The 25,417-nt window shown below is 70.5% G+C and carries 24 protein-coding genes; 12 read left to right on the top strand and 12 right to left on the bottom strand.

Annotated elements, in window-relative coordinates:
* Positions 1-123: 123 nt before the first annotated feature.
* Genes AOK17_RS10140 through AOK17_RS10125 form a run of 4 tightly spaced genes read right to left on the bottom strand, consistent with a single transcriptional unit; the run spans position 124 to position 3,819 of the window.
* Positions 124-888: an SDR family NAD(P)-dependent oxidoreductase gene (locus AOK17_RS10140; protein ID WP_055612030.1), complete on the bottom strand. Its 765-nt coding sequence runs from the start codon at positions 886-888 to the stop codon at positions 124-126.
* The gene (locus tag AOK17_RS10135) at positions 888-1,436 is read right to left on the bottom strand and encodes a nuclear transport factor 2 family protein (protein WP_055612029.1); all 549 of its coding nucleotides are present in this window, start codon (positions 1,434-1,436) and stop codon (positions 888-890) included. The genes AOK17_RS10140 and AOK17_RS10135 overlap by 1 nt, the downstream gene beginning before the upstream one ends.
* Positions 1,433-2,680 (bottom strand): acyl-CoA dehydrogenase family protein, encoded by a 1,248-nt coding sequence (locus tag AOK17_RS10130; RefSeq protein ID WP_055612028.1) that lies wholly within the window; start codon positions 2,678-2,680, stop codon positions 1,433-1,435. The genes AOK17_RS10135 and AOK17_RS10130 overlap by 4 nt, the downstream gene beginning before the upstream one ends.
* 20 nt (positions 2,681-2,700) lie before the next feature.
* Complete coding sequence (locus tag AOK17_RS10125) at positions 2,701-3,819, bottom strand: acyl-CoA dehydrogenase family protein (RefSeq protein WP_055612027.1); 1,119 nt, start codon at positions 3,817-3,819, stop codon at positions 2,701-2,703.
* Positions 3,820-3,927: 108 nt separating this feature from the next.
* On the opposite strand from AOK17_RS10125, the gene AOK17_RS10120 reads away from it, so the two are divergent.
* Together AOK17_RS10120 and AOK17_RS10115 are read left to right on the top strand one after the other, a co-directional pair.
* Positions 3,928-4,749 carry an enoyl-CoA hydratase/isomerase family protein gene (locus tag AOK17_RS10120; RefSeq protein WP_055612026.1) on the top strand — a complete coding sequence of 274 codons (822 nt, stop codon included), beginning with the start codon at positions 3,928-3,930 and terminating at the stop codon, positions 4,747-4,749.
* A 107-nt stretch (positions 4,750-4,856) separates the two neighbouring features.
* Positions 4,857-5,357 (top strand): MaoC family dehydratase, encoded by a 501-nt coding sequence (locus AOK17_RS10115; RefSeq protein ID WP_055612025.1) that lies wholly within the window; start codon positions 4,857-4,859, stop codon positions 5,355-5,357.
* Here the strand turns inward: AOK17_RS10115 and AOK17_RS10110 are convergent.
* Both AOK17_RS10110 and AOK17_RS10105 read right to left on the bottom strand, forming a co-directional pair.
* The gene (locus tag AOK17_RS10110) at positions 5,336-6,745 is read right to left on the bottom strand and encodes a family 1 glycosylhydrolase (protein WP_055612024.1); all 1,410 of its coding nucleotides are present in this window, start codon (positions 6,743-6,745) and stop codon (positions 5,336-5,338) included. The two genes, AOK17_RS10115 and AOK17_RS10110, sit on opposite strands and share 22 nt — an antisense overlap.
* A 247-nt stretch (positions 6,746-6,992) precedes the next feature.
* Positions 6,993-7,859, bottom strand: coding sequence for a crotonase/enoyl-CoA hydratase family protein (locus tag AOK17_RS10105; protein WP_055612023.1), 867 nt, complete (start codon positions 7,857-7,859; stop codon positions 6,993-6,995).
* A 126-nt stretch (positions 7,860-7,985) separates the two neighbouring features.
* Here AOK17_RS10105 and AOK17_RS10100 point away from each other — a divergent pair, with 126 nt between their 5' ends.
* From AOK17_RS10100 to AOK17_RS10090, 3 genes are read left to right on the top strand one after another with little or no spacing between them, the layout of a single operon-like run.
* Entirely contained in the window at positions 7,986-8,780 is a 795-nt protein-coding gene (locus AOK17_RS10100; RefSeq protein WP_055612022.1) for an enoyl-CoA hydratase/isomerase family protein, read from the top strand.
* A gap of 5 nt (positions 8,781-8,785) precedes the next feature.
* Positions 8,786-9,970, top strand: a complete 1,185-nt coding sequence (locus AOK17_RS10095; RefSeq protein WP_055612021.1) for an acyl-CoA dehydrogenase family protein — start codon at positions 8,786-8,788, stop codon at positions 9,968-9,970.
* Positions 9,967-10,989 carry an LLM class F420-dependent oxidoreductase gene (locus tag AOK17_RS10090; RefSeq protein WP_055612020.1) on the top strand — a complete coding sequence of 341 codons (1,023 nt, stop codon included), beginning with the start codon at positions 9,967-9,969 and terminating at the stop codon, positions 10,987-10,989. The genes AOK17_RS10095 and AOK17_RS10090 overlap by 4 nt, the downstream gene beginning before the upstream one ends.
* Before the next feature lie 32 nt (positions 10,990-11,021).
* Here the strand turns inward: AOK17_RS10090 and AOK17_RS10085 are convergent, their stop codons facing one another.
* The 6 genes from AOK17_RS10085 to AOK17_RS10060 all read right to left on the bottom strand — a co-directional run bounded on the left by AOK17_RS10085 (position 11,022) and on the right by AOK17_RS10060 (position 17,728).
* Positions 11,022-11,771, bottom strand: a complete 750-nt coding sequence (locus tag AOK17_RS10085) for a FadR/GntR family transcriptional regulator (RefSeq protein WP_245697076.1) — start codon at positions 11,769-11,771, stop codon at positions 11,022-11,024.
* Positions 11,772-11,788: 17 nt separating this feature from the next.
* Positions 11,789-12,208: a Zn-ribbon domain-containing OB-fold protein gene (locus AOK17_RS10080; RefSeq protein ID WP_055612018.1), complete on the bottom strand. Its 420-nt coding sequence runs from the start codon at positions 12,206-12,208 to the stop codon at positions 11,789-11,791.
* Positions 12,205-13,356: a thiolase family protein gene (locus AOK17_RS10075; RefSeq protein ID WP_055612042.1), complete on the bottom strand. Its 1,152-nt coding sequence runs from the start codon at positions 13,354-13,356 to the stop codon at positions 12,205-12,207. Before AOK17_RS10075 ends, AOK17_RS10080 begins: the two co-directional genes overlap by 4 nt.
* A 4-nt stretch (positions 13,357-13,360) precedes the next feature.
* Positions 13,361-14,950 (bottom strand): AMP-binding protein, encoded by a 1,590-nt coding sequence (locus tag AOK17_RS10070; protein WP_055612017.1) that lies wholly within the window; start codon positions 14,948-14,950, stop codon positions 13,361-13,363.
* 27 nt (positions 14,951-14,977) lie between these two features.
* Positions 14,978-16,468: an aldehyde dehydrogenase family protein gene (locus AOK17_RS10065; protein WP_055612016.1), complete on the bottom strand. Its 1,491-nt coding sequence runs from the start codon at positions 16,466-16,468 to the stop codon at positions 14,978-14,980.
* A gap of 117 nt (positions 16,469-16,585) precedes the next feature.
* The gene (locus AOK17_RS10060) at positions 16,586-17,728 is read right to left on the bottom strand and encodes an acyl-CoA dehydrogenase family protein (RefSeq protein WP_055612015.1); all 1,143 of its coding nucleotides are present in this window, start codon (positions 17,726-17,728) and stop codon (positions 16,586-16,588) included.
* 85 nt (positions 17,729-17,813) lie between these two features.
* Between AOK17_RS10060 and AOK17_RS10055 the strand changes: the two genes are divergently transcribed.
* From AOK17_RS10055 to AOK17_RS10025, 7 genes are all read left to right on the top strand, one after another.
* Positions 17,814-18,569 carry an SDR family NAD(P)-dependent oxidoreductase gene (locus tag AOK17_RS10055; RefSeq protein WP_055612014.1) on the top strand — a complete coding sequence of 252 codons (756 nt, stop codon included), beginning with the start codon at positions 17,814-17,816 and terminating at the stop codon, positions 18,567-18,569.
* A 1-nt stretch (position 18,570) separates the two neighbouring features.
* Positions 18,571-19,350, top strand: a complete 780-nt coding sequence (locus AOK17_RS10050; protein ID WP_055612013.1) for an enoyl-CoA hydratase/isomerase family protein — start codon at positions 18,571-18,573, stop codon at positions 19,348-19,350.
* Between the two features lie 75 nt (positions 19,351-19,425).
* Entirely contained in the window at positions 19,426-20,580 is a 1,155-nt protein-coding gene (locus AOK17_RS10045; RefSeq protein ID WP_079052911.1) for a CaiB/BaiF CoA transferase family protein, read from the top strand.
* 28 nt (positions 20,581-20,608) lie between these two features.
* Complete coding sequence (locus tag AOK17_RS10040) at positions 20,609-21,520, top strand: SDR family NAD(P)-dependent oxidoreductase (RefSeq protein ID WP_055612012.1); 912 nt, start codon at positions 20,609-20,611, stop codon at positions 21,518-21,520.
* Positions 21,517-22,053 (top strand): DoxX family protein, encoded by a 537-nt coding sequence (locus tag AOK17_RS10035; RefSeq protein ID WP_079052910.1) that lies wholly within the window; start codon positions 21,517-21,519, stop codon positions 22,051-22,053. The genes AOK17_RS10040 and AOK17_RS10035 overlap by 4 nt, the downstream gene beginning before the upstream one ends.
* A gap of 46 nt (positions 22,054-22,099) precedes the next feature.
* Positions 22,100-23,257, top strand: coding sequence for an acyl-CoA dehydrogenase family protein (locus AOK17_RS10030; protein ID WP_055612011.1), 1,158 nt, complete (start codon positions 22,100-22,102; stop codon positions 23,255-23,257).
* A 114-nt stretch (positions 23,258-23,371) separates the two neighbouring features.
* Positions 23,372-25,378, top strand: a complete 2,007-nt coding sequence (locus AOK17_RS10025; protein WP_107102343.1) for a protein kinase domain-containing protein — start codon at positions 23,372-23,374, stop codon at positions 25,376-25,378.
* Positions 25,379-25,417 lie beyond the last annotated feature (39 nt).

Genomic DNA, 25,417 nt, shown 5'->3' with positions numbered 1-25,417 from the left:
GGCCGCGGAATCTTCAGCCCCTCCGGCGTTTGAGGAGCGGGGGTTCGGGGGCGGAGCCCCTGAGTCAGGGACGGGAATGGGTAGGGGCGGCGGGGGCAAAAAAGGCCCTGCCGGACGCACCGGTCACCCGATCAGCGTCCGACCCCCCTCCAGCATCAGCGTCGCCCCGGTCAGATACGCCATGTCGTCACTGACCAGCGCGGCCACCGCGCGGCCGATGTCCGCTTCCGGGGCCCCAAGCCGGCCCAACGGAATCTCGCGGGCGAGCTCTGCCGCCTTCTGCGGATGCGCTGCAAGATAGTCCTCCGCCGCCGGACTGAGCGCGGCGGGACAGACGACGTTCACGCGGACCCCGTACGCACCCCACTCCCTCGCAGCAACCCGGGTCAGCCCGCGGATAGCCTCCTTGGCCATCGCGTAGGCCGCGAAGGTCACCTCACCCTGCACGGCCGCCGAGGAGCCAAGATTCACCACACTGCCGCGGCTCTCCCTGAGATGAGGCAGGGCCGCCTGCATCGCATGGAACACGGCCAACGGCCCGCTGCGATAGGTGAGTTCGACATCCTCGTACGACGTCTCCTCCAGCCGACGCTGGACCGAGGACTGCGCGTTGTTGACGAGCACGTCGAGCCCGCCGAACTCCCGTACCGTCTCGGCCACCATGTGGTCGACGTCGGCACGGTCGCCCACGTCCCCGACGACGGTGTACGCCCTCCCCCCACGCTCGGCGATCTCCCCGGCGGTGTCCTTGAGCTTGCTCTCGGTACGGCCGGTGATCACCACGGCCGCCCCCTCGGCGGCCAGAGCGAGCGCGATGCCGCGGCCGACCCCCTGCCCTCCGCCGGTGACCAGAGCCGTCTTCCCGGCCAGCCGTGTGCCTCGCTGCATCACATGTCCTTCCAGAAGGGCGCCCATGAGGGAAAGGCGTCCGGCAGCGCCGGTTCTCCGGACCCCTCCCAGCCGTTGAAGCCCACGGCCTGAGGGCGCTCGGTCACGTCGGCCGCGTACCAGTGCTGCTCGCGGCGGCGGGAGAAGTACCACTCGCCGTCCACGCGCGCGTAGTCGTCGCGGTAGCAGATCGCCATCACGATCCACCGGTCCCCCACCTCGTGCTCGGCACGGCAGTAGACGGCACCGGTCGCCGTGTCGCGGTCGGTGAACTCGATGCGGTGGCCGCAGATCTGGTGGACCGACCGGCGGAAGCCCCGGACGAGAGGCTCGATGTATGCGAGCAGCGCTTCCCGGCCCCGGCCGTGCCGCCCCATCTCCACGTCCGGCCGGAAGCAGCCGGTCCAGGCGTCGAGGTCGCGGCCGTCCACGGCGAGTGCGTAGCGGATGGGCAGTTGCTGGATGGCGAGATGGGACTCGATGCGGTCGATGCGGTCCTCCAAGGACCGTCCCACACCCTGTAGTTGCTGACCCGCAGCGTCGCTCATGGCCGAGGCGCCTTCGGCAGGCCGAGGAGCTGTTCCCCGATGATGTTGCGCTGGATCTCGCTCGACCCGCCGTAGATCGTCTCCGCGAGTGACAGCAGGAAGGAGCGCTGCCGGGTGTCCAGGCCGTAGTCCTCGCCGACGATCTGCCCGGCGGGTCCGGCCAACTCCATGGCCAGGTGGCCGAGTTGCTGGTGCCGGGTCGAGGCGTACAGCTTGGCCGTGGTGGCCTGCGGTCCCGGCGCGCGGCCCGCGGTCAGTTCGGCGATGGTCCGCAGGTTGGTGGTGCGCATGATGCGTACGGAGATCCAGGCGTCCACGATCCGGCGGCGCAGCATCGGGTCGTCGAGCGCGCCCCGCTCACGGGCCAGGCCGATCAGGGCCTCGGCCTCTCGCTCGAAGGTGAGCTGCTGGGGCAGCAGGGTGGTGCCGCGTTCGATGCCGAGGGTGGCCATCGCCGTTCGCCAGCCCTGGCCGACCTCGCCCACGACCATGTCGGCGTCGGTGCGTGCGTCGGACAGGAAGACCTCGGCGAACTCGTCCTGGCCCGCGAGGTTGCGGATGGGCCGGATCTCCACGCCCGGCTGGTCGGCCGGGACGAGCAGCATCGTCAGCCCCTTGTGCCGCCGGGAGTCGGGGTCGGTGCGGGTGAGGACGTAGAGCCAGTCGGCGTGGACGCCGAAGGAGGTCCACACCTTCTGCCCGTTGACCACCCACTCGTCCCCGTTCTCGACTCCGGTCGGGCGGGAGGCGCCCTCGACGGAGGCGTCCTCGAAAGAGGTGCCGCCGCCACCGGCTCGCTCGGCCCTCGTGCGCACGGAGGCCAGATCGGAGCCCGCGCCCGGTTCGCTGAAGCCCTGGCCCCAGAGTTCCTCGACGGAGAGGATCGGTGGCAGGAAGCGTTTCCGCTGCGCCTCGCTGCCCATCTTCAGGAGCATCGGGCCGAGCAGGTCGAGGGCGTTGCCGGTGGCCCGGTAGGGGGCGTTCACGCGGGCGTACTCGTACTCGAAGACGATCTCCTCAAGGAGCCCGAGCCCCCGTCCGCCGTACTCCTGCGGCCAGCCGACCCCCAGCCAGTTCCCCGCCGCCAGCTCGCGGTCCCAGGCGAGGCGGACCTCCCAGGCCGCCCCGTCGGTGGGGCCGCCCACGCCCCGGTGCTCGGCGAACTCCCCCACGAGGTGTTCGGCCAGCCAGTCCCGCAGCTCGTCGCGGAAGCCGCGTACCGCGGGCCCGAAGTCCAGCTCCATGCCAGCTCCTTTGCCGATGATCAGATGCCGAGCCGGGCGGCGAGCAGCTCCCGGTGGTACGACGGCGTGCCGAGCAGCACCTCGGAGCTCTTGGCCCGCTTGAGGTACAGGTGCGCGGGGTGCTCCCAGGTGAAGCCGATGCCGCCGTGGACCTGGATGTTGTCGCCGGCGACCTTCGTGAAGGCCTCCGAGCAGAACGCCTGGGCAAGGGCCGCCGAGATCGCGATCTCCGCCTCGTCGCCCGCGTCCAGCGCCCACAGTCCGCCGTACGCGGCCGAGCGGGCGGACTCGATCTCCACGAGCATGTCCGCGCACTTGTGCTTGATCCCCTGGAACGAGCCGATGGGCCGTCCGTACTGCTCACGGATCTTGGCGTACTCCACGGCGGCGTCCAGCGCGGCAGCCGCTCCCCCGACCTGTTCGGCGGCCAGCAGTACGGAGGCCGTGGCGAGGGTGCGTTCGAGGGCCGGCCAGGCCGCGCCCTCGGGGCCCAGCAGGCGGGCCGGGGTGTTCGTGAACTCCACCCGGGCCTGCTTGCGTGTCTGGTCGAGCGTCGGGAGGGGCGTGCGGGCGAGACCCGGCGCTTCGGCCTCGACGGCGAAGAGGCTGACGCCGGAGGGGGTGCGGGCGGCGACCAGGAGCAGGTCGGCGAGGTGTCCGTCGAAGACGTACGTCTTCACGCCGGTCAGCCGCCAACCGCCCGCCTCCTCATGGGCTGTGAGGTGGACGCCCACCTCGTCCCACCGGCCGTTCTCCTCGGTGAGCGCGAGCGTGGCGACGGTCTCGCCGGACGCGATGCCCGGGAGGAGGTCGGTGCGAGCCCTCTCGTCGTCGCAGCGCAGCAGCGTCTCGGCGGCCAGGGCGACGGTGGCGAAGTACGGCGCGCACAGCAGCGCGCGGCCCGTCTCCTCGAAGACGACGCCGAGATCGACGTGGCCGAAGCCCGAGCCGCCGTACTTCTCCGGCACGGCCAGTCCCTGCAGTCCGATCTCCGTGGCCATCCGCCGCCAGACGGCCGGGTCGTACCCGCTCGGGTCCGCGGCCAGGCGGCGCACGTCGGCCTCCGTGGCGTGTCTGGCGAGGAACGACCTTACGACCTTGCGCAGTTCGTCCTGTTCCTCGCTGAAGGTGAGATCCATGCCGCGCTTCCCGTCCTCGGTGCGAAGCGGTTGCCGCCTGCTTGCTAGCCACCCCTCGATACAGTTAGATAATTATAGTATCCGCACTGAATACACCAGGAGCGCGACGTGACCGATCTCTACGACCAGTTCACGAGCCTGACGTTCGAGCGGCCCGCGTCCGGCGTGCTCCGTATCGTGCTCGACGCCCCGAACCTCAACGCCGTGGATCCTCGGATGCACGGTGAGCTCGCCGATGTCTGGGCGGTCGTCGACCGGGACGACCAGACGCGTGCGGTGCTGGTCCAGGGGGCGGGCAAGGCGTTCTCGGCCGGCGGGACCTTCGATTCCATCGATGCGCTGACCGAGGAGTACGCGGTGCGCGCCCGGGTCATGCGCGAGGCGCGGGACATGGTGTACGGGGTGATCAACTGCTCAAAGCCGGTGGTCTCCGCCATCCATGGCCCGGCCGTCGGCGCCGGGCTGGTCGTCGGCATGCTGGCGGACATCTCCATCGCCGGACGCCGGGCGAAGATCGTCGACGGGCACACGCGGCTCGGGGTCGCCGCCGGTGATCACGCCGCCATCTGCTGGCCGTTGCTGTGCGGCATGGCCAAGGCCAAGTACTACCTGCTGACCTGCGAGACGCTCACCGGCGAGGAGGCCGAGCGCATCGGCCTGGTGTCGAAGTGCGTGGACGACGAGGACGTACACGCGGAGGGTCTGCGTGTGGCCACCGCCCTGGCCGCCGGGCCCGCCAGTGCCATCAGCTGGACCAAGCGGTCCCTCAACCACTGGTACCGCACCGCCCAGCCGATCTTCGAGGCCTCGCTGGGCCTTGAGTTCTTCGGGTTCGGCGGGCACGAGGTCGTCGAAGGACTGGCCGCCCACCGTGAGAAGCGCGCCCCTGACTTCGAGGGCGTGGCGGACAAACACCCGATCGACCTCTGACCGACGGACGCCCACCGACCGACGCCCAGTGACACCGGCTGACACCGGCTGACACCAACGGACGCCCGCAGATGCCTGCGAACGCCACGAATGCCTGAGGAGCCGCCATGACATCGGAGCACACCGCCACCGGGATCCCACCACTGGTCAAGGGGATGACGTACGAGGACATGCCGAAGGGCCAGGTCTTCCGGACCGCCCGCCGCACCGTCACCGAGACGGACCTGGTCAACTTCATCACCTGGGGCGGCTTCAACGAGCCGCTCTTCTGGGACGCCTCGCACGCCGCGGACGGCGGCTACACGGGCCGACTGGTCCCGGGGGCGCTGACGTACTGCATCGCCGAGGGACTCGTACTCCAGACGAACGTGCTGCACGGCACGGGTCTCGCCTTCCTGCACATGGAGCTGACCGTGCAGGGACCGGTGTACGTCGGCGACACGCTGTACGCCGTCGTGGAGACCACCGACTCCCGCCCCTCCAGCAAGCCAGGAAGGGGCGTGGTGACCAGCCGGATCACCGTACGCAATCAGCGGGACGAGGACGTGCTCGTCTACACCCCGGTGCGACTGATCCGGGGCAGGGACTACGGGGCTCCGACGCTCTGAGTCCGGGGCCCGGTCGGCACCAGCGTCAGGCCGGCCGCGGCACCGGACGGGACCGGGCTCGCGAAGGCCCCTCCACGCACCCAGTCCGAGGGCATCGGCGGGCGCGGCGGGGGCTCGTGGTCCGGGACCGCCATCGCGTAGAGGCGGGTGTAGCGGAACTTCGCCTCCAGGTTGTCGAGCACCGACCAGTACTCGTAGCCGCAGACGGGCACACCGCGTGCGATCACCCGGCCCAGCCAGGAGAGCCTGGCGCGCAGCAGTGCCCTGCGCCGGGCGTCGTCGCTGTGCCCCGTCTCGTCGACCAGGTCCAGATCGCCCATGCCGTTGTCGATGACGGACAGCGGGGGCAGAAGCTCCCCGTACAGGTCGTGGAGGTCCGCGACGGCGTCGGCGAGCGCCTCGGGAACGAGGGGCCAGCCGTACGCAGTCGTCTCCACGTCGTCGAACGGGGTGATCGCGAACCCGAGGCCGACGAGCAGGCGGTTCACCTCGTTGAGGGTGCCCAGGCACTTGTCGGCCGGCAGCACGTGGGGCAGGTTCTCCGGTGCGGTGACTCGGAAGGGCGTGTGCCAGGAGAGGCCCAGCATGTCCTGGGTGGTGGCGATGATCTCCAGGTCTCCGGGGTGTACGCAGCCGGTGGCCTCGACCGGTGAGACGTCGTCCTCGGTCACCATGTGCTCGCCGAGCAGCATGGGGTCCAGGAAGAGGCGGTTGGTCCAGCTCTCCAGGCGTTCCAAGGCGAGGCGGTCGAAGGGGTCGTCGGTGGCCGGGTAGCCGCCGACGAGGGTGACCGTGGTGCCTATACGGCCGCTCGCGCCGGCGGCCCTGAGTGCCTGGGTCGCGAGTCCGTTGGCGAGCAGGATGTGGTGGACCGTGGACAGGCCGGCGCGGCCGATTCCCCGGCCCGGTGTGTACATCCCGGCCACATGGTCGGCGAGTGTGGGCCCGGCCAGGTCGGTGGAGGTGATCCAGCGCGTCACGCGGTCACCGAAGCGGCGGCCCAGCTCGGCGGCGAAGGCGGCGAAGTGCTCCGCTGTGTCACGGGCCAGCCAGCCGCCGGAGGCCTCCAGCCAGGGCGGCAGTGAGCGGTCGAACAGTGTCAGGCCGGGCTTCAGACCGAGTGCGAGCAGCGAGTCGAGGGCGCGGTCGCAGCGGTCCAGGGCCTGCCGGTCCCAGGCGCCGGGGCCGTCGGGCTGCAGCCGTGGCCAGCCGGCCACCATCCGGTGCGCGTCGGGAGTGACACCGACCAGCTGACGGATGTCGTCCGTCCACTGCCGGAAGTGCCCGCCGCGCTCGGGCGGGGGCGGCGGCGGGGCCGCGATGGTGTCCGCCGTGGCGACTCCCCAGTCGACACCACGGAAGGACTCGTACAGGAAACCATCGCTCATGGTCACCGTCCAGGGCGTAATGGTTTAACGCATTCAACTGAATGAACGCCGTGCGGACGCTAACACTTCAGGGAAACTACGACAATGTTTCGGACAGATCTCATCAATTCGTAAGGCGTCGCCGGACGATCACTCGGCCCTTGTCGAGCTTGTCGAGGCCGGTGTCGATGATCCCGTGGCCGTCCCGGACCGTGGGGCAGGGTGGCGTTTCGGCCATGATCCGGTCGGGGATCGTCGGTGATCGGGGCTACTCCCCGAAGGGCCGGAACTCCTCCTCCTGCCACCAGGGGTGGACGGCCGGCATGTCCTTGCTGACCCGGCCGGGGAACTCGGGCGGCCTCTTGGCGAGGAACGACTCGACGCCCTCGACCGGGTCCGGTCCGCCGCCGATCTGGCTCATGATCCGCGAGTCGAGGCGGTGCGCGGCCATCGGGTGGGACTCGCCGAGCATCCGCCACATCATCTGGCGCGACAGGGCGACCGAGATCGCCGAGGTGTTCTCGGCGATCTCCCGGGCGAGTTCGTACGCCGCCGGCAGCAGCTCCTCCGGCGGGTGGACGGAGCGGACCAGCCCGGCGGAGAGGGCCTCGTCGGGGCCGAAGACGCGGCCGGTCGCCACCCACTCCATGGCCCGCTGCATCCCCACGGCCCGCGGCAGGAACCAGCTCGCGGCGGACTCCGGCACGATGCCGCGGCGCGCGAAGACGAAGCCGAACTTGGCCGAGGTCGACGCCAGCCGGATGTCCATGGGCAGGGTCATGCTGGCCCCGACGCCCGCCGCCGGGCCGTTGATCGCCGCGATCACCGGCTTGTTGCTGGAGTAGATCCGCAGCGCGACCCGGCCGCCGGTGTCCCGGTGCCAGGCGCCCGCCCTGCGATGATCGAAGGACGAGCCGCCGGAGCTGACGTCGGCACCCGCGCAGAAGCCGCGGCCGGCTCCGGTCACCACCACCACACGCACCTCGTCGTCGGCGTCGGCCGCGTCCAGGACGTCCAGCAGGTCGCGCATCATCTGCGGATTGAAGGCGTTCAGCCTCTCCGGCCGGTTGAGGGTGACCGTGAGGATCCGGTCCGCCACCTCGGCCCGTACGGTCTCGTACTCCTGCTCCGGCATACGTGTCCTCCGTCAGCCTCGTCGCCTCGTGGCCGGCCCCGCCACCCTGTGACCGGTTCCCAGTTAGCTTAATTAGTTATAGCATTACACTCTACTGACTCATTGATGGATTGCGGCGGTGCGGACATGACTGATCCGGCGGATCTGGTGGTGACCTCCCATGGGCCGGTCCGGCTGATCGAGCTGAACCGGCCGGAGCAGCTCAACGCGATGAGCGAGGAACTGCACTCCGGTCTCGCGTCGGTGTGGGACACACTCGCCGACGACCCCGAGGCACGAGTCGTCGTACTCACCGGTCGCGGGCGGGCGTTCAGCGCCGGGGGCAACTTCGACATCATGACCCGGGTCCAGCGCGACCGGGCCTTCCGGGAGCGGAACGTCGACGAGGCCCGGCGGATCATCACCGGCATGGTCCGCTGCCCTCTGCCGGTGATCGCGGCGGTCAACGGGCCTGCCGTGGGCCTCGGTTGCAGCCTGGCCCTGCTGAGCGACCTCGTACTGATCGCGGATGACGCCTACATCGCCGATCCGCATGTCCAGGTCGGGCTGGTCGCGGGCGACGGCGGGGCACTGGTCCTGCCGCTGCTGGTCGGTCTGACCCGGGCGAAGGAACTGCTGTTCCTCGGCGACCGGGTCGGCGCAGAGGAGGCCGTCCGCCTGGGCATCGCCAACCGCGTCGTACCGAAGGACAAGCTGCTGGACGAGGCCATGGACCTGGCGATGCGGGTGGCCGCCCTGCCCGCGCGGGCGCTGCGCGAGACCAAGCGGGCCGTGAACCTGCATCTGGAGCAGGCCATGAACTCCGTGCTGGAACCTGCCCTGCTCGCCGAGCGGGACACCATGCACGACCCGGACCACATCGCCGTCGTGGAGAAGATCATCGCGTCGCGCGGCCGTCGCCGGGCCGTCGAGAAGGGCTGAGGGGCATGGACTTCGCGTTCAGTGACGAGCAGGAGGAACTGCGGCGCACTGTAAGGGCGTTCCTCGCGGACACCTCCCCCGAGACCGAGATGCGGCGCCTGATGGAGACCCCGGAGGGCTTCGACCGGGCACTGTGGCGCCGGATGGGAACGGAGCTCGGGCTCCAGGGGCTTGCCGTCCCCGAGGAGTACGGCGGTGCGGGATACGGTCCGGTCGAAGTCGGCGTCGTCATGGAGGAGTTGGGGCGGGCGCTGCTCTGCGCGCCGTTCCTCGCCTCGGCCGTACTGGCGACCACCACGCTTCTGCGCTGCGACGACGAGGACGCCCGCAAGCGGCTGCTCCCCGGCCTGGCCTCCGGCGAGTTGGTCGGGACGCTGGCCCTGACCGAGGGCTCTCCCCCAGGCGCTGGTGGCCCGGGAGGCGCAACCACTCGCTGGGACGCCGACGGGATCCGACTCACCGCCCGTGAGTCGGCGGGGAGTTGGCTGCTGACCGGGCACAAAATGTTCGTGCTCGACGGCGCCACCGCCGATGTCGTCCTCACCGTGGCCCGTACCGGCGAAGGCATCGGCGTGTTCTGGGTGAACGGCGACGCGGCCGGGCTGACCCGTGAGCCCCTGCCCACCATGGACCCCACCCGCAGGCAGGCACGCCTCGACTACCAGGACGTACCGGCGACCCGGCTCCGTACGAGGAGCGGCGACGGATGGGACCTGGTGTCGGAGGTGCTCGACCGGACCGCGGTGGCACTGGCCGCCGAACAGGTCGGAGTGGCCTCCCGCGCGCTCGACATGGCGGTGGAGTACGCCAAGGTGCGGCACCAGTTCGGGCGGCCCATCGGCTCGTTCCAGGCCGTCAAGCACCTTCTGGCAGACGTCCTGCTGGAGGTGGAGTCGGCCCGCGCCGCCGCGCACTACGCGCTGCTCGCGGCCGAGAACGAGGACCCGGAACTGCCCGCCGTGGCCAGCCTGGCCAAGGCGTTCTGCTCCGACGCCTGTCTGCAGGCGACGGAACAGAACATCCAGGTGCACGGAGGTATCGGCTTCACCTGGGAGCACTCGGCCCACCTCTATCTGAAGCGGGCCAAGACATCACAACTGCTGTTCGGCGATCCGACGTACCACCGGGAACTGCTCGCACAGCGCATCGGCATGGACAGCAGCACGAACGCGGTCGGAGGAGCGGTATGAAGGTCGACGGGAAGCTCAGCGTGTGGCGCACCGCCGAGGTGGTCGAGGAGGCCCGGCACCACGAGAAGGCCGGCTACGACGGCCTGTGGGCCTCGGAGTCCAAGCACGACCCCTTCCTGCCACTGCTGCTCGCGGCCGAGCACACCGACCGGCTTGAGGTCGGTACGGCCATCGCGGTGGCCTTCGCCCGCTCTCCCATGCAACTCGCGTACACCGCACACGACTTGCAGACCTACTCCGGCGGGCGCTTCGTGCTCGGCCTCGGCAGCCAGATCAAGCCGCACATCGAGCGGCGTTTCGCCATGCCGTGGAGCCGGCCCGCCGCCCGGATGCGGGAGTACGTGAGCGCGCTGCGCGCCATCTGGGCCGCCTGGAACGAGGGCGAGAAGCTCGACTTCCGCGGCGACTTCTACACGCACACGCTGATGTCCCCGTTCTTCTCTCCCCCGCCCGCTCCCGGCGGCGCGCCCCAGGTCTTCGTGGCCGCCGTCGGGGAGGCGATGACCCGGGTGGCGGGCGAGGTGGCGGACGGGCTGCTCGCGCACGGCTTCACCACCGAGCGGTATCTGCGGGAGGTCACTCTGCCGACCGTCGAGGACGGGCTTGCGAAGTCGGGCCGTACGCGCGGCGACTTCTCCGTCTCCCATCTGCTGCTGACCGCGACCGGGCGCACCGAGGAGGAGTTGGCCCGCGCTGTGGACGGCACCCGGCGCCAGATCGCCTTCTACGGCAGCACCCCCGCCTACCGCGGTGTCCTGGAGCTGCACGGCTGGGGTGAACTCGGCGACGAGCTCAACGCGTTGTCGAAGTCGGACCGCGCCGACAAGTGGGAGGCGATGGGCGGTCTCGTCGACGACGACGTACTGCACACCTTCGCCGTGGTGGCGGAGCCGCAGCACGTGGCGGCCGAGATCCGCCGCCGGTACGGGTCGCTGGTCGACCGGGTGTCCTTCTACACCGCGTACGAGATCGACGCCGAGGTGTGGGAGCCGATCGTGCAGGAACTGCACGGCGGCTGACGGCCACACTGTCGGTCGTCAGCCGCTGTCCGTCAGCCGAGCAGGTCCAGGACCGTCGTCATGGACCTGCTCTGCAGCAGGTAGTCCTCGGCCTCCTGGAGGTGGACGCGCCACAGCTCCTCGGCGGCCTCGGCCCGGCGGGCGGCCACCAGCTCGACGAGCGCGCCGTGGGCGCGGAAGCCGCGGCGATTGGCCCGTACGTTCTCGGGGCTGCCGGCGTCGAGGTCGACGTGGGACCAGTTGGCCTGGTCGATGATGTGCCGGACCATGCCGTTGAGGACGCTCAGCGTCTCGTTGCCCGCGAGTTCGACGACGAGCGCGTGGAACTCCATGTGGGCGCGGATGAAGGCCGAGGGGTCGTCCATCAGCGCCTCGGCCTCGGTGACGGCGGCCCGCAGCCGCTCCAGGTCCTCGGCCGTGCGCCGCTCGGCGAGCAGCCCGGCGCACGGCGCCTCGATGACCGTACGCGCGTCGTACACGTCCTTGAGGGTCGTGCCCCGGTATTCGAGGACCACCCCGGCGTAGCGGGCGGCGACCGTGCCCTCCGGGATCTGCACGCGCGCCCCGCCCCTGGCTCCCCGGCGCACGCTGATCAGCGACTCCGACTCCAGTACCCGGAACGCCTCGCGCAGCGTCGGCCTGGAGACGGCGAACTCCTCCATCAGCGCCGTCTCGGCCGGCAGCGCCTCCCCCTCCGTCAGTTCCCCACGCACGATCTTGCGGCGCAGTTGTGCCGCCACCAGCTCGGCCATCTTGGGGACCCGTACCGGCGTGTTCGTCACCGCGCCCACCTCCACGCTCATTCGGTTGTCAGTCGCTCGTGTCTCGTGTCCGGCACGAAGTACGGAAGCGTGATCTCGTCCGTGAAGGCCCGGAAATCCACGCGCACGCGCATGCCGATGACGACGTCGTCCGGATCTCCGGCGTCCACGTGCGAGAGCAGGGTGACGCCGTCGTCGAGGTCGATCACGGCGAGCGCGAAGGGCGTGTCGAAGCCGGGGCCGGGCGCCCGGTGGACGACGGTCACCGAGTAGACGGCCCCGCGGCCCGCGCTGGGCACGTACCCCCACTCCCGGGACATACAGCCGGGGCAGGCGGGCTCGGGCACGAAGAAGCGCAGGCCGCAGCTCGTGCAACGGGGCACGACCAGGTCTCCGCGCCTGGCCGCGTCCCAGAAGGGCCTGGACAGCAAGGTGGGAACGGGTACGGGCCGGCTCATCGGGTCCTCCCCAGCACGCTCATCTCGTAGTGCTGCGCCCCGGATCCGGCGTTGCCGACGACCGCCAGCTCCGCGCCCTCGACCTGGTGCACCGCGCTGCCGCGCAACTGCCGTACGGCCTCGACAACCTTGAGCGTCATCTGCTGCGTCCCGTTCCACGCGTATGCCAGGCAGCCGCCGTCCGGATTGACGGGATGCTTGCCGCCGACGGCGATGGCGCCACTGGCTGCCAGCGGTCCGCCCTCCCCCTCCCCGCACAGGCCGAGGATCTCCAACTGCCTGATGACCTCGAAGGAGTTGGGGTCGTAGAGGGAGAACACGTCCACGTCGTGCGGACCGATGCCGGCCATGGCGTAGGCGCGGGCGGCGGCGTCGCGGCCGAGCTGCCCGACCTCCCGGTGCAGCGCCGGATTGGCGTACGCGGCCTGGTGGTATTCCATGCCTCCGCCGAGTACGGCGATGGGCTGCTGGGGCAGGTCGCGGGCCCTTTCGGCGGTGGTCACCACGAGTGCGGCGCCGCCTTCGCCGACGATGCAGCAGTCCAGCAGGTGGAAGGGGGTGGCGACCATGCGGGAGGCGAGCACGTCGTCGGCGGTGTACGGGCCGCGGCCGTACATCATCGCCTCGGGGTTGGTCGTGCCGTTGTTGCGGATCGTCGCGGCGACCTCGGCCAACTGGCGGGCCGTGGTGCCGTATTCGTGCATGTGCCGGGCCGCGACCAGCGCGAACTGCGCGACCACGTAGCTGCCCCACACATCGGCGAACTCCAGCGGTACACCGGCCCCGACGGGGCCTCCACCGCGCGAGACCAGCTTGCAGCCGCCGACCACGACAGTGTCCGCGAGTCCGGCCCGTACGGCCGCCGCCGCTTTGAGCAGGCCCCGGGAGCCGGCGTTGTCGAGCATCGAGTCGCTGGTCCAGCGCAGGTCCCGGCCGAGCATGCGGGCCCATGAACTGCCCTCGCCAGGTACGCCGCCGGGGCCGGGCCAGTCGACCTGGGCGCCGTCGATGTCCGCCGGGGTCAGTCCGGCGTCGGCGATCGCTCCGGACACCGCTTCGAGGGCGAGGTCCATGGCGTCACGGTCGGGGAGGCTCAGCGCCTGTTCGGTGGCGTGGACGCCTACCACTACGGGCTGCCGGTCGTTCACCGGGTCACCGTCCCGCGCCCAGCGTGTCGCCGCCGGGATAGCCGCCACCGCCGAACCGCTCGTCGAGTGCCTCGTAGTCCTTGGCGAAGTCCTTGGTACGGGGCAGGGCCTCGACGAACTCCACCGTCTTCGGCTTCTTGTACGAGGCGATGCGCGACCGGCAGTGCTCGACGATGTCCGCCGCCGTGACCGGGTCGGCGCCTTCCTGGAGCACCACGACGGCCTTGACGTCCTGGGCCCAGCGTTCGTTGGGCACGCCGATCACGGCGGCCTCCTTCACCGCGGGATGGGACTCGACGCAGTTCTCCACCTCGGCGGGGAAGATGTTCTCGGCCGCCGACTTGAGCATGCGGGTCGTCGTCCCGAGGAAGCTGATCGTGCCGTCGGGCTCACGCCGTCCGAGGTCGGTGGTGTGCCACCAGCCGAAGCGGAAGCGCTCCTCGTTGATCTCCGGGCGGTTCCAGTAGCCGAGGTGCACGAGGTCGCCGCGTACGCAGATCTCGCCGGCCTCGCCGATCGCGCATTCCTTGCCGGCGCTGTCCAGGATGCGTACGGCGCTGAAGGGTCCCGGTCGCCCCGCGTTGCCGGTGCCCGAGCCGCCATGGGCGCCGGTCACGGCGAACCCGGTCACCTCCGTCTGCCCATAACCGCGGCCTTCGCCACCGCCGTTGCGGGTGAAGCGGCTCTGGTCGGTGGGCACGGTGCCCTGCCACAGGGGTGCGGCGACGCTGGCCCGCAGATGGGAGAGGTCGTGGCCCGCCTCGCGGTTCAGGGCGACGAGCTGCGCGATGGTCGGGGGCATCAGATACGCGTGGGTGCACTGCTCCGCCGCCAGCAGCGGGAGCAGCTCCTCGGCGATCACGCGGCGGACGATGACGTTCTTCCCGCCGTGGACGAAGGCAGGGACACCCCAGAACTGGTAGTTGCCGATGTGGAACATCGGTCCGGCGCCGAGGAAGGCGGCCTCCCGGCCGATGTCGCCCATCCAGGCGCTGCTCGTACCCATGGCGAGCAGGTTGCGGTGCGAGAGCATCGAGCCGGACTGCCGTCCGGTGATCGCGGCGGTGTAGATGACCAGGAGCGCGGAGTCCGGGTCGACGTCGGTGCACGGGTCCTCGGGTGATCCGGAGGCCAGGAAGGACTCGTAGGAGTCGGGGCCCGCAGCGCTCTCGACGTCATGCCGCAGCCACAACGCCCGGTGGTCGCTGCCCAGTTCGGCTCGCGCCTTGCCGACCGTGTCGCCGATCTCCTCGTCCTGCCAGACGACGACCTTGGGGTCGAAGTCCTCGACCGCGAACGCCATTTCGGGGGCTGCCCACCGCCAGTACCCGGGACAGACCATGGCTCCGGTCTTCGCCGCGGCGCCGAGCAGCTCCCAGATCCGGAAGGAGTTCTGTCCCAGCCACAGGATGCGGTCGCCCGGCCCGACCCCGGCATCCGTGAGGGCGTGGGCGAGCCGGTTGGTGCGCTCGTCCAACTCGGGCCAGGTCAGCCGGACTTCGCCGTCCACGAGGGCGACGCCGTCGGGGAAGGACCTTCGGTGCTCGCGGATGATGTCGCCGAGCGTCAGGCGGCGGGCGGAATGCATGCTCATGGCTCCAAAGGCTTCGGAAGGTGAGGGTCAGACGCGGCCGATGCCGACACCCTTGACGTTGATGAACTCCTCCAGGCCGGCCTTGCCGCCTTCCCGTCCGAATCCACTGAGGCCGACGCCGCCGAAGGGCGTGGCGGGCGAAGTGATGGGATTCGGCCCGGGGTTGACGTAGACGGTGCCGGCCTTCAGACGCGGCACCAGGCGGTTGACGCGCGCGATGTCACGGGTCTGGATGTAGGCGGACAGGCCGTACTCGCTGTCGTTGGCCAGGGCTACCACCTCGTCCTCGGTGTCGAACGGGGTGATGGCCAGGACCGGGCCGAAGATCTCCTGCTGGGCGAGGTCGCTGCGGTTGTCGACGTCCGCGAAGACCGTCGGGGACACGAAGTAGCCGTCGGAGTCGATGCGTTCACCGCCGAACACGAGTCGGCCCGTGCCTCCCTCGACGGCCTTGTCGATCACGCCTTGGACCCGGTCGCGGGCGGCTTCGTTGATGAGGGGTCCTATGTACGTCGTCGGGTCGAGCGGATCGCCGACGGGCAGGTGGGCCACGACCCCGGTGACGCGCGCGACGACCTCGTCGTAGACCGGCCGCTCGACCAGCAGCCGGGTGGGCAGCGCGCAGCCCTGCCCGGTGTTGCTCATGGCGAAGGCGGCGCAGTACGGCACGACGGTGTCCAGGTCGGTGTCGGCGAAGAGCAGGTTGGCGGACTTGCCGCCCAGCTCGAACACGACGGGCTTGAGGCTCAGGGCCGCGTCGGCCATGATGCGGCGCGCGGTGGCGGGTCCGCCGGTGAAGGAGATCTTGTCGACCCCAGGGTGCGTCACCAGGGCGGCGCCCGCGTCGCCGAGCCCGGTGACGACGTTGATCACACCGTCGGGGATGCCCGCCTCTCGGGCGAGATCGGCGAAGAGCAGCGCGGAGAACGGTGTCGACTCGGCCGGTTTGATGACCACGGTGTTCCCGGCGGCGAGCGACGGCGGGACCTTCATCGCCAGCGACAGGGCGGGCGAGTTCCAGGTGATGATGTGGCCGATGACGCCGTAGGGCTCGGCGATGGTGTACTCGACGTTCTCGTGCGGGCTGTAGGCCGCGCCGACCATGCCCTCGATCTTGTCGGCCCAGCCGGCGTAGTACTCGGTCCACTCGGCGACGTGCGGTCCGACGCTCGAAGCCCAGCCGCCGATGCAGACGCCGTTCTCCAGCGGGCAGATCGCGGCGAAGTCGGCGATGTGGTCGCGGAGCAGCTGGGCGAACCGGGTGAGCAGTCGGCGGCGCTCGGCGGGGCGCATGGTGCCCCATACCTCGAAGGCCTGGCGGGCGGCGGCCACGGCCCGGTCCACCTCGGCGGCACCCGCGAGGGGGATGAGCGCCTGGACCAGGCCGGTTGCCGGATTCCTGTGCTCGTAGAGGCCGCCGCTGGTGTCGGTGATGTCCTTGCCGCCGATGACCAGCCTCGGCTGCGGCAGATCGTGCTCGGCTCTGTCCTGGTGCAGTTTCACATCGACCGTGACCACGGATGCCTCCTTGAAACCGTCCGGCGCCGTCCGCGCATCCAGGTTAAATAGCTAACCTATTTAGCCAAGGTAGTCAATGACTGAAGCAATGACTGGAGCACGTCCCGCCCCACGGGCTCACAGTCCGAGCGAGCGCCCGATGATCTCCTGCATGATCTCCGAGGTCCCGCCGAACACCCGCTGGACCCGGCTGTCCCGCCAGATGCGCGCGATCTCGTACTCGTTGACGTAGCCGTAGCCGCCGAAGAGCTGCATGCAGCGGTCGATGACCTCCCAGCCGGTCTCCGAGGTCCAGTACTTGGCCGCGGCGGCCTCTTCAGGGGTCAGCTCGCCCTGGAAGAGGGCCATGATGCAGCCGTCCACGTAGACCCGGGCGACGCCCAGCTTGGCCTTGATGTCGGCGAGGGCGAAGCGGTTCGCCTGGAACTGCCCGATGGGCTGCCCGAAAGCCGTACGGGTCTTGGCGTACTCCAGCGCCAGCGCGTAGGCCCGCTCGGCCGCGGCGAGCGAGGAGACGGCGATGGCCAGCCGCTCGGTCGGGAGGTTGCCCATCATGTGGTAGAAACCGCGCCCCTCCTGCCCTATGAGGTTCTCGGCGGGGACGCGGACGTCGTGGAAGAACAGCTCGGCGGTGTCCTGGGCCTTCATCCCGACCTTGTCGAGCTTGCGTCCGCGCTCGAAGCCCTCGGTGCCGCGCTCGACGACTATCAGGCTGATGCCCTTGTGCCCGGCGTCCGGGTCGGTCTTGCAGGCCACGATGACCAGGTCGGCCAGGATGCCGTTGGTGATGAAGGTCTTGGAGCCGTCGATCACCCATTCGTCGCCGTCCCGGCGGGCGGTGGTGCGGATGCCCTTGAGGTCGGACCCGGCGGCCGGCTCGGACAGGGCGAGCGCGCAGATGGTCTCGCCACTGACCACTCCGGGCAGCCAACGGGCCTTCTGCTCAGGGGTGGTGAGGTGCATCAGATAGGGCGGGATGACGTCGTTCTGCAGCCCGAGCCCGATGCCGACCGAGCTGGTCGCCGCCATCTCCTCCGCCATGATGGCGTTGTAGCGGAAGTCCCAGATCCCCTGGCCGCCGTACTCCTCCGGGAACTGCCAGCCGATGAGCCCGGCCTTGCCCGCGGCTGCCCACGCGGCCCTGCCCACCTGGCCGTCCCGCTCCCACTGCTCGGCGTTCGGGGCGCATTCACGCAGGTAGAAGGTGCGGGCGGTGTCCCGGAACAGCTCGTGTTCCGCGGTGAAGATCGTACGGCGCATGCTCGACTCCACTCAGGCATCTCGCTTATTTAGCTGAAGTAGTTATACGATAGCGCTGTATCGGCAGCTGGGCGAGGGAGGGCGCGTGAGCGTACGGGACAAGGTGGCACTCGTCACCGGAGCGGGCCGCGGCATCGGCGAGGCGATCGCCGACCGACTCGCCGCCCAGGGAGCCTCGGTCGCCGTCTGCGACCTCGACCAGGAGGCCGCCGCGAAGGTCGCGGCCGGACTCGCCGAACGGCATTCCGTCCGCGCGACGGGCGTCGGCGTGGACATCTCCGACAGCGTGGCCGTGCGCGAGGCCGTGGAGCGGGCGACCGGCGAACTCGGCCCGGTGGACATCCTGGTCAACAACGCGGCCGTCGACGTCATCGGCCGCTTCGTCGACAGCACCGAGGAGACCTGGGACCGGATCATCGCGGTCAATCTCCGGGGCACCCTCACCATGACCAGGGCCGTGCTCGACTCGATGACCGAGCGCGGGGGCGGCCGGGTCGTCCTCATCGCTTCGGACGCCGGCCGGGTCGGCTCGTCCGGCGAGGTGGTGTACTCCGCGACGAAGGGCGGGGTCATCGCCTTCGGCAAGGCACTGGCCCGCGAGGTCGCCCGGCACGGCATCACCGTCAACAGCGTCTGCCCTGGGCCGACCGACACCGCGCTGCTCGGCCAGGTCGCCGAGTACAGCCAGAAGATGTACGACGCGACCGTGCGGGCGATCCCGCTGCGCCGCGTCGCCCGGCCCGCCGAGATCGCCGGAGTGGTGGCCTTCCTCGCGTCCGACGACGCCGCCTACATGACCGGGCAGACGCTCTCGGTCAGCGGCGGCCTCACGATGGTCTGAGGTGAGCACCGTGCTGAACGTCGAACTCCGCGACAAACTCGCCGTGTTGACCCTGGACCGGCCCGGACAGCTCAATGCCATCGGCTCCGAGACCGTGGACCGGCTCGCGCAGACGCTGAACGACCTGCGCGACAACGACGACGTACGCGCCCTGGTCCTGACGGGAGCGGGCCGCGCCTTCTCGGCCGGGGCCGACATCAGCGAGATCGAGTCGTTCACGGCACCCGGGCAGTTCCGTGCCTTCGTGGAGCGCCTGACCGGGGTGTACGCACTTCTGGAGGAGTTCCCCAAGCCTTCGGTCGCGGCCGTCCACGGTTTCGCCTTCGGCGGCGGTCTTGAGCTGGCGCTCGCCTGCGACCTGCGCGTGGTGGAGCGGGGTGCGCGGCTCGGCCTGCCCGAGATGAAACTCGGCGTACTGCCGGGCGCGGGCGGCACCCAGCGGCTGCCGCGACTGCTGCCTCCCGCGATCGCCAAGCAGATGATCCTCACCGGCGAGCCGATCGACGCGGAACGGGCCTGGCAGCTCGGCCTGGTCAACGAACTGGCCGAGCGCGGCGGAGCACTCGCCACCGCCGAGGCCTTGGCCGCCACCCTCGCGGCCGGTGCACCTCTGGCGCTCGTGGCGGGCAAGCGGCTCATCGACCACGGGCTCGGCATGGACCTGGAGACGGCGATCGCGTACGAGCGCGAGACCGTCTCGGTGCTGTTCTCCACCGAGGACCGGGCCGAGGGACTCAAGGCTTTCCGCGAACGTCGCCCCGGAGACTTCCGCGGCAGGTAGCGAGCGTTCTCGAAAACCCATAACAGACCCCTGACAGACCCCGACTGATCCGAACCGGTGTGGAGGTGGTGGACCGTGCGGCCACTGGAGGGCATTGCCGTCGTCGAGCTGGGCATGTGGGTGGCGGCACCCGCCGCTGCCACCATGCTCGCCGACTGGGGCGCCGACGTGGTGAAGGTGGAGGCTCCGACCGGCGACCCCAACCGGTACACCCTCCGGCACGTCGGTCAGGACATCGACAGCGCGCCCCCGTTCGAGACCGACAACCGCGGCAAGCGCGGGATCGTCCTCGACCTGCGATCGCAGGAGGGCAAGGACGCGTTGGAGCGGCTGCTGGAGCGCGCCGACGTCTTCGTCACCAATCTCCGCCCCGGCGCCCTGGAGCGTCTGGGCCTGGCACCGGACGAGCTGCGTGCCCGCCATCCCCGCCTGGTCATAGGCACGTTGACGGGCTACGGCTGGGCGGGCGCCGAGCGCGACCGGGCCGGGTACGACGTCTCCGCCTTCTGGGCCCGCCCCGGCATCGCCGCCATGCTCAACCCGGCCGGGGAGCCCCCGCCCGGCATCCGCCCCGGCCTCGGCGACCGTACGGCCGCGTCCAACCTGGTGGCGGGCGTCCTGGCCGCATTGCTGCGTCGTGGGAGTACGGGTGAGGGCGGTGTGGTCGACGTGTCACTGCTCCGCTCCGGGACGTACGCCAACGGCAACGACCTCGCCCTGCAGAACTTCTTCGGCAAGCGCGGGCGTACCCGCTACCGCACCGAGCACGAGTCCCCGCTCTACAACTCCTACCGGGCAGCCGACGACCGCTGGTTCTGGCTGGTCGGTCTGGAGGGCAACCGTCACTGGCCCGGTGTCGTCAAGGCGCTGGGTCGCGAGGACCTGGCGACGGACGAGCGGTTCGCGACCGGCAAGGCCCGGCGTGGCCACGTACGCGAACTGATCGCCGTGTTCGACGAGGAGTTCGCGCGGCTCCCGCTGGACGAGTGGGCGGAGCGGTTCGACGCCGAGGGCGTGTGGTGGGCGCCCGTGCAGACCTTGGCGGAGGTGTCGGCCGATCCGCAGGCGGAGGCGGTCGGGGCGTTCGTCGAACAGCCCGGCATGGGTGACGCCCCGATGCTTCGGACGGTGGCGACGCCCGTCGCCTTCTGGGGCGTCGACGACAAGCCACTCGGGGGCGCGCCGACGCTCGGCGAGCACACCGACGAAGTACTCCGCGAACTCAACTGACCCGACAGATCTGCTCAGGAGGTACGGCGTGGGCATCCTCGACGACAAGGTCGCCATCGTCACCGGCGGCGGGAGAGGGCTGGGCCGGGCGCACTGCCTGGCGCTCGCCGAGGCCGGCGCGACCGTGGTGGTGAACGATCTCGGCTCGGGCGTGCACGGCGAACGGACGGGCGACTCCCCCGCCGACGAGGTCGTCGCCGAGATCACCAAGCTCGGCGGCCGGGCGGTCGCCAACCACTCCTCGGTGACGGACTGGGCGGCGACCGAGGCCATGGTCGCGGACACCGTCGCGGAGTTCGGCCGCCTCGACATCGTCGTGAACAACGCGGGGATCGTGCGCGACCGCATGCTGTTCTCGATGACCGAGGCCGAGTTCGACGCGGTGATCGCCGTGCATCTCAAGGGCACCTTCGCACTGACGCGGCACGCCTGCGCGTACTGGCGAGAGGCGTCGAAGCAGGGCGAGCGTGTCGCCGGCCGCGTGATCAACACGACGTCCGGGACCGGCCTGTTCGGCAACCAGGGCCAGTCCAATTACGGCGCGGCGAAGGCCGGTATCGCCGGGCTCACCGTGCTGACCGCCCTGGAGATGCGCCGGTACGGCGTCACCGCGAACGCCGTTTCACCGATCGCGGCCACGCGGATGACGGACGGGCTGGACGTCGGCGCGTCTCTCCAGGCCGTCGACGGTTTCGATCCGCGCGATCCCGCCAACGCCTCCGGTGTCGTCGTCTACCTGGCCTCCGACAGCTCGGCCTGGTTGACCGGCCAGGTCCTGCGCATCGAGGGCAACCGGCTGAACCGACTGCAGGGCTGGACCGTCGCCGGCGTCCATCCCAGCCGGTCCGGCGAGGCCCTCACGTACGACGAACTCGTCGACGCCGTACCGCAGTTGTACGGAGTCGCCCCCGCCGGCCGCGCCACCGGAGTCGGCCAGTGAAGGCCCGGGGCATCGGGGGCGGCCACGACGTCGCGGCTCTCGTGCTGCGCGCGACGCTGGGCCCGATGCTCTTCGCGCACGGCTGGAACAAGGTCGCCGGTCCTGGCGGGCTCAAGGGCACGGCGGGCTGGTTCGAGGCACTCGGCCTGAAGCCGCCCGAGACGCACGCCCGGATGGCCGCCGGGACCGAGATGGCTGCGGGCGTGGGCATCACCCTGGGCGCGGCCAACCCCCTCCCGGCGGCGGCAGCCGTCGGCCTGATGGCCGTGGCGGCCCGGACCGACCACCGAGGCAAGGGCTTCTTCGTCTTCAAGGGCGGCTGGGAGTACGTGGGTGTCGTGGGCGGCGCCGCCGTCGCGCTGGCGGCGCTGGGCAACGGCAGGTACTCGCTCGACGGGCTGCTGCGACGCCAACGGGCGGGCGCGGGGCCCGCGTTGCTGGCCGCGGGCATCGGCACGGCGAGCGCGGCGGCGCTGCTGGCCGTGTGTTACCGGCCGGAGCGGAAGCCGGACGAGACACAAACAGATCACTGATTACAACCAGGGCCATCAGGGTTATCAGGACTATCAGGGAGTCGACATGGACGCGGCTGACTTCAGCGCGGTGCTGTCCGAGGTCCGGCGCTTCGTCCGGGAACGTGTCGTGCCGCTCGAGGCGGAGATCGACGAGAAGGACGAGATGCCCGCGGAGATCCGCGAGGCGGCCAAGAAGATGGGCCTGTTCGGCTTCGCGCTGCCCGAGGAGTACGGCGGGCTGGGGCTGTCGATGTACGAGGAGGCCCAGCTCATGTTCGAGCTCGGCTACACGACCCCGTCCCTGCGGTCGATGTTCGGGACCAACAACGGCATCGCGGGTCATGTCCTCATGGTCGGCGGCACGGAGGAACAGAAGGCCGAGTGGCTGCCGAGGATCGCCTCCGGTGACGTACTGGCGTCGTTCGCGCTCACCGAGCCCGAGGCCGGGTCCGACCCCTCGACGCTCACCACGCGCGCCCATCTGGAAGGCGACGAGTGGGTGATCAACGGCGCCAAGCGGTACATCACCAACGCCCCGCTCGCCGATGTGTTCATGGTCTTCGCCCGCACCGACCCCGACGCCCCGCGCACCCGTGGGATCTCCACGTTCCTGGTCCCGGCCGGCACGCCGGGCCTCACCGTGGCGCCGAAGGACCACAAGATGGGCCAGTTCGGCGCCTGGACGGCGGACGTGTTCTTCGACGACGTACGCGTACCGGCGTCCGCGCTCGTCGGTGGTGAGGGCGGCCTGAACCGGGGCTTCGGCACGGCGATGGGCTGCATCGCGCACGGCAGGGTGCACATCTCGGCGCTCTGCGTGGGCATGGCCGAACGGCTGGTCCACGAGTCCGTCGAGTACGCCGGCACCCGACGCCAGTCCGGCAAACTGATCGGCTCCTTCCAGCTGGTCCAGGGCCTGGTCGCCGACTCGATGACCGACTACTACGCCGGACGCGCCACGGTGTTGGAGGCCGCCCGCGCGTTCGACGCCGGTACGGACACCAAGATCGGCCCGTCCTGCACGAAGTACTTCGCCAGCGAGATGGTGTGGCGGGTCGCGGACCGCGCAGTGCAGATCCACGGCGGCGCGGGCTATATGCGCGGGGTCGCCGTCGAGCGCTTCTACCGCGACGCCCGGCTGTTCCGTATCTATGAAGGCACGAGCCAGGTCCAGCAGGTGATCATCGCGAAGGCGCTGCTGGGAAAGGCGACACAAGGTTGAATCGAACACCAACTCACCATTTTCGCAAGGATGTTGGGATAGTCTCCCGCTGACCGACGTCAGTCGCGCACGCCGCGCTCGTCGCACATGTCACGCGAGAGACCGGGATCCACCATGACTGACCCCCAGCTCAACCGGTCCGTCGCGCTCGCCTACGCGGCGGTCGGCATGGACCCGCCGGCCCCGGTCCCGCTCCGGAAGAACGACCCCTCACGGGTCGGCCCCTATGTGCTGATGTCACGGCTGGGCAGCGGCGGGATGGGCCGGGTCTATCTCGGCCGGGACACCGTCGGCGGGACGGGAATGGCCGCGGTCAAGGTGATCCGGTCCGAATACGCGGAGGACCCCCTCTTCCGCAAGCGTTTCGAGCGCGAGGTCGGTGCGCTGGACCGCGTCCAGGGGGCGCACATCGTACGACTGTTGGGCAGTGGCTTCGACGAGGACCTGGTGTGGGTCGCCACCGAGTACGTCCCAGGGCCGACGCTCGACGAGGTCGTCACCGCGCGCGGGCCGATCGACGCGACGGCGGCCTGGCGGCTGATGGCGGACATGGGGCGTGCGGTCGAAGCCATCTGGCGCGCGGGGATCGTCCACCGGGACCTCAAGCCGTCCAATGTCATCCTGGCGGCCGACGGCGCCCGCGTCATCGACTTCGGTGTCGTCCAGGCCACCGACGACGCCTCGATCACCGTCACGGGCCAGAACGTGGGTACCCCCGCCTTCATGTCCCCGGAACAGGTCAGAGGCAACGAGGTGACCGTCGCCTCGGACATCTTCGCGCTGGCCTCCGCCCTCGCCTACGCCGTCACCGGGCGCGCGCCGTTCGGCGAGGGGACGGGTGTCGACGTCCTGCACCGGGTGGCCTTCGAACCGCCGCGGGAGGAGGTCCTCGCCAAGGTGGCGGCCGTCGACGCGGACCTGGCCGAGTTCATCCGTGCATGTCTGGACAAGGATCCTCGGAGCCGACCATTACCCGAGGCGGTTTTCAGGACCGCCATCGGGCACCAGCTGCCGGCCCCGGACGGGCAGCCGCCCCGGTCCGCCCCGAAGTGGGCGCCCCTGCGCGAGGGACGCCCCGTCGCCCTCGCCGCGGCGCCGCCCATGGACCCGTCGCCCGTGAACCCGTTGCCCATGGACCCGTCCACCGGCTCCGTCGCGTCCGACGCCCCTGCCCCGCCGGCGCCCGGGAGGCGCAGAAAGCCGACGCCCGGAAGGCGCAGGAAACTGATGGCGGGCGCCACTGCCATGGCGGGCCTCCTGGTCGCCGGGGGCATCACCGTCGCCCTTCTGCGGCAGGACGACAGCACACCCACGGCCGGCCCCGGGCCGGAGGCCTCGTCGGCCGTGACGGAGAACCCGGTCTCGGTGCCCACCAGTTCACAGAAGGCGCCCAAGGCCACTCCGTCGAAGACGGGCCCCGACCGGGCGGCGGAGAAATCCCCCAGCGCCGGGGGCCCGCGGGATCCCGCGACGCTGGACATCCGCACCGCTCCCTGTCCCGCCGAGATCGTGCCGGGGTCCCAGGGAGTCTGCGTCGAGGCACTGCAGATGCGTCTCGGCGGGCACGGACTGCGCGTCACGATCGACGGGCGGTTCGGGGAGGCGACGGTCACCGCGGTCAGGGCTCTCCAGAGCGAGGCCGGGATCACCGTCGACGGGAGGGTCGGCGGGGCGACCAAGAAGCTGCTGTACGGAAAGCCGCCCGGGCCGGTCAAGGCCGGCTCGGTCACGGTGACCCAGAGCATCAACGGCGCGTCGATCGCCCGGTGCCTCGATACCCGCGAGCCGGACGCACAGGTGTGGGGATGCCAGGACACGGCCACCCAGAAGTGGGCGCTGTACCGGGTGTCCGGTCAGGACTCCCAGTACCTGGTCGTCAACCAGGGCAACCACCTCTGCCTGGACGCCGGCACGGCAGCCCAGAACGGCCAGCAGATCCGCGCCAGGAACTGCGACGGGCAGAGCGCCCAGAGATGGCGCCTCGGTGGCGGCGGAACACTGGTCAGTGTCCCGGGCGGCCTCTGCCTGGACGCGCAGGCCGAAACCTCCGGCCAGGACGGTCAAAGGGTGCAGGGATGGGGTTGCGCGGGCAACACCAACCAGGCATGGAACTGGTCCTGACGCGGCGTCGGCCTCGGCCTCGGCCTCGGCTACGGTTTG

Source organism: Streptomyces phaeochromogenes (genome assembly GCF_001418655.1).
GTDB classification, from domain to species: Bacteria; Actinomycetota; Actinomycetes; order Streptomycetales; family Streptomycetaceae; genus Streptomyces; species Streptomyces phaeochromogenes.
The sequence above is the reverse complement of the archived record's forward strand: the minus strand, read 5'-3'. Positions and strand labels throughout refer to the sequence as shown.